The organism is Nitrososphaerota archaeon, assembly GCA_011605775.1.
Classification (GTDB): domain Archaea; phylum Thermoproteota; class Nitrososphaeria; order Nitrososphaerales; family JAAOZN01; genus JAAOZN01.
This window is the reverse complement of sequence record JAAOZN010000097.1, coordinates 1-3,308: the sequence shown is the minus strand read 5'-3', so window position 1 is coordinate 3,308 and position 3,308 is coordinate 1. Positions and strand designations below refer to the sequence as shown.

General features: G+C 46.3%; 1 protein-coding gene. It reads right to left on the bottom strand.

Annotated features, from left to right (window positions below; translation table 11 throughout):
* The coding region (locus HA494_08845) for a hypothetical protein (protein NHV97871.1) at positions 1-3,308 on the bottom strand (3,308 nt) is incomplete at both ends.

Below are 3,308 nucleotides of genomic sequence, written 5' to 3'. Positions count from 1 at the left end.
AGTTGAAGGAAGGTTGTTTGAGGAAGCTGGGTGAGCATTCTGTTGACTTTTATGTTCGTTTGCTCGCTTTGGGTTCTGGTGAGAAGTAGAGTGTTGACTGTTTGTATCGGTGATGCTGTGACTTGGGCTGACCTGAAGCCGGTTTTAATGGGCACTCTACTTACGAGGAGGAAGGTGAAGGCTGGTAGTAGTGCTTGAACAACTGGGGCTGCTGTAGCTACGAATCTTTCGAAGTTGCCTCCTTTTATGAGGAAGTTGTAGTAGCTGAGGTTCCAGATTATCTTGGTTATGCCGTCTGAGATGAGTGCGGCTATTAGGGCTAGGTATGCTTTTGCTAAGACATCGTTAAGCTTTGTGGAGAAGGTCTTTACTTCGTTTTTGATGGTGACTTGGTATGTGATGGGTAGATTCATGAAAGTCAGCAGCTTTTCTGGTGCGCTGAACGAATCTTTTGCTAGCTTCTGTCTGATCCCGTCCAAGCCTCGTAGAGTTGACAGCACGATAGATGTGATGGGGTAGACGTATTCTTTGTATACGTTGGCGACTGCGTAGAAATCATCTTCTAGGTAATCCCATGAGCCGAGTTGAAGTAGGGCCCATTGCTCTTTTCTTACACCCCACGTCTGCTTTTGAGAGGGTGGTATGCTGGTCCTTAGCGGTGCTACGAGCTCAGCGTAGGTGGGGGACTCTTCAAACTGTAGCTTTAAGAATATGCCGAGGAACGATGGGATGCCGAAGCCGCCTAACGAGGTTAAAGATAGTTGAAGCAGATCTAGGTTCTTTTCGAGTTCGCCTAGAGCGATCATTTGTAGGGCTGCGTTGTGGATTAGCATCATGGTGTGTGCTGCTACGAAGCTGATTGCTTGGAATATTACCTCGAAGGAAAATTCAGCCCAAAATTCTCCTCTACCGACCAAAAAGGCTGCCAAGAATCTGATAAGTTTGAATGATGCCGCGATCGCTATCGATGCTGCCTCTCTGCTACCGTAGAGGTCTGATAGGTATTGGTTGAGGAGGGTCATCCCACCGAACCACTTGTTAGTGAAGCCTAAGACGTTGAGTACGTCTCCTTCAAGGGTTAGGAGTCCGATCTTGGCTGTGCCTGTGATTGTGCCCCATTTTTGGGGCAAGATCTTGCCTGGAAACTTGTTGTTGAACCATACGAAGAGGTTTCCTTTATTCCATATCTTTGTGTAGCTGAGGAAGCCTTTGTATGTTTCTAGGGTTGCTGCTAATGCCATAAGCCTTGCGGCTGCGAGTGTTAGGTATTGTGCGTAATGGGAGTTCTTCAGCATGTGTGCTTGTAGTATGATGAGTTTGCCCATTTTGCTCCAGTAGTTGTCTGGGTTTAGAGTGAGGTCTTCTGGGGTGAGTCTATATCTGAAGTTTCTGTAGTTGAGGGGTTCGTTTAGGAATTCAAGTTCGGTTCCTTTGACTTCTTCTGTGCCGAGTTTCGGGAAGACGACTTTAGGTCCTACGTATAAGCCGACTTTTTCGATGTAGTTGACGATTCTTCTTATGATTTCTGTTAGCAGTGTGTCAGTGGGGTCTTTGGATTGTGGTTGTGTTTCGATCTTGAAGAGATTCTTTATAGCTTGGATTGGGATGGCTTGGTCTGCGAGGAGCATCCTGTACTGATTGTCTTCACCGAGTAGGCTCTTTTGTAGAGTGAAGTATCTGTTGAGGATTGAGACCGGGGCGTAGACCTTCACCCTCTGTATAGACACATCTTCTTTAGGTACGGTTATGTCTACCCCCGCGTCTTTGACTGTAAGATGGAACCACTCTCCATATCTGAGACCTTCTATAGCTAGGGTGTAGTTGATGATGTAGGTGCTGCCCGGCTTCAGATCTATGAGGTCGATGATCGCTCGCCCTGTTTCGTCTGGTTTAATAGGAGAAGCGATTTCCCTTGTTTCTTTATCGACTAGGCTTGCATCGTAGTAAAAGTTGTCTCCTATCCTATCCGGTAGCGGCTTCTCTATAAGTGGGTTGTCTGCGAGTGGGTTCCAGCGGAGGTTTTTGAGGAGGTTCTCTTGCTTAATGTTCTTAGGTAGGGGTATGTCGATGTCTCTGAAGTCGACTATGAGAAGCTTGCCTAAGATGCGGACAGGTGCTGTGAATGTGGAGTTCTTTCCTCGCTCGTCTTCAGCGTAGATGTAGAGTGAGAGAGAGCTTGGTATTGGTTTGATCTTTAGTGTAGAGTTTATCTCTTGGATAGTTGGGGTTGTGACCCTAAAGAACCCTTCGCCCACCTCGTCTAGGGTCAGCGTAGTTGGTTCTATCTTAACCAGCATCTTTAGGCTCTCGTTGTATGCTAGATAACCTCGAAGCCTCACCTTCAACCCCTTTGTGTTCTCTCCGTATGCTGCCACATACCCCGTAACATTCTCATTCGAAACGAGCCTACTCTTCTCTAAGTAGACGGTTAGGGTATCTGGCGTCTTAATCTGAGGCGCCTCTCCCATTGCTCCTGTGACACTATAGATCTTTGTTCTGTTGAAAGGATAGAACATGTAGTACTCTACTTCCCATCTATCTGAAATCACCCTGGTTGATGTGATAGGTTGACGGATGTCTTCTGCACCCCAAACATAATATCCTCCGCAGCAAGGATCATAGACCTCTCTTGATTTTCCTAAATAAGTATGTGTAGTTTTTATCTCATATGTGATTTCGCGCCCAGACGCGGTTCCAAGAAGCTTTTCCCGCTCTAATGCTGTGACGACCTTTAAGGTAGAGCCTTCGGGTAGAATAAGCAGATAGTGATTCAGCTCTATTATATTATTAATCTGCTCATAGTAGTCTCTGCCTACATCGGCAACCTCAATCGGCGTATCAACACTCATTCTAGACATGTAATTAGAAAGTTCATTATGCCATTTCGCCAACAGTTCCCAACAGCGAGTACAATTTCCACAACAATCTCTTGCCTGAGGCGGTATGTCTTCCATACGATACCAACGTGAATATCTTCTATATTCCACGGGTTTGATGTCGATGTCTTTTTTGATGGATACTTCAGAGCCCTTTAAAGTTACCTGCGACACCTCGATTAAGCTTCCCGGGGGTGGGGGGTTAGGGACCCAACCCCCTATCTTTACTTCACCGCCTCCTTCGGCTGAATACATTCTCTCAGCGGTACTTTCTAAGCGGCCTTCAGTGGGATTGAGCGGCTTGTAAACTAGTTTGCCACCCTCGCTAACTACTGCCATTAAAGTTGACGTCTCACGATATGATTCCCTTAGGTTGATGGATAAGATAAGGGAGCCGTCTTCATCATACCCCTTTTTCTTCACAGTTATGCT